General features: G+C 49.8%; 1 protein-coding gene. It reads right to left on the bottom strand.

Translation table 11 applies throughout. The annotated features are described in order from the left end of the window. On the bottom strand, positions 1-665 hold a 665-nt coding region (locus tag LIZ98_RS17610), incomplete at both ends, for a hypothetical protein (RefSeq protein WP_227203183.1).

The raw sequence follows: 665 nt of genomic DNA, 5'->3' as shown, positions 1-665 counted from the left end.
TTGTGCCGCAAAACCGCATTTTTTGGCGACGAGACCACTTCTCGTCGTCGTTTTGTGCCACGAAACCTCACTTTTTGGCGACGAGACCACTTCTCGTCGTCTTTTTGAAGCGCGAAAACTACTTTTTTGGCGACGAGACCACTTCTCGTCGTCGTTTGGAGGCGGGAAACCTTCTTTTTTGGCGACGAGACCACTTCTCGTCGTCGTTTTGTGCCGCAAAACCGCATTTTTTGGCGACGAGACCACTTCTCGTCGTCGTTTTGAAGCGCGAAAACTACTTTTTTGGCGACGAGACCCTTTCTCGTCGTCGTTTTGAGACGGAAAACGCTATTTTTTGGCGACGAGACCTTTTCTCGTCGTCGTTTTGTGCCGGAAACGCTATATTTTGGCGACGAGACCACTTCTCGTCGTCTTTTTGTGCCGGGAAACCTCACTTTTTGGCGACGAGACCACTTCTCGTCGTCGTTTTGAGCCGAAAAACCGCATTTTTTGGCGACGAGACCACTTCTCGTCGTCGTTTTGTGCCGGGAAACCTCACTTTTTTGGCTACGAGACCTTTTCTCGTCACCCTTTTTAACCGTGAAACCCCGTTTTTTAGCGACGAGATCCTTTCTCGTCGTCTTTTTGAGCCGCAAAACCGCATTTTTTGGCGACGAGACCACTTC

The organism is Caldibacillus sp. 210928-DFI.2.18, assembly GCF_020554505.1.
Classification (GTDB): Bacteria; Bacillota; Bacilli; order Bacillales; family Caldibacillaceae; genus Caldifermentibacillus; species Caldifermentibacillus hisashii.
Note: the sequence above shows the minus strand (reverse complement) of the source record. Positions and strands in the feature narration are given on the sequence as shown.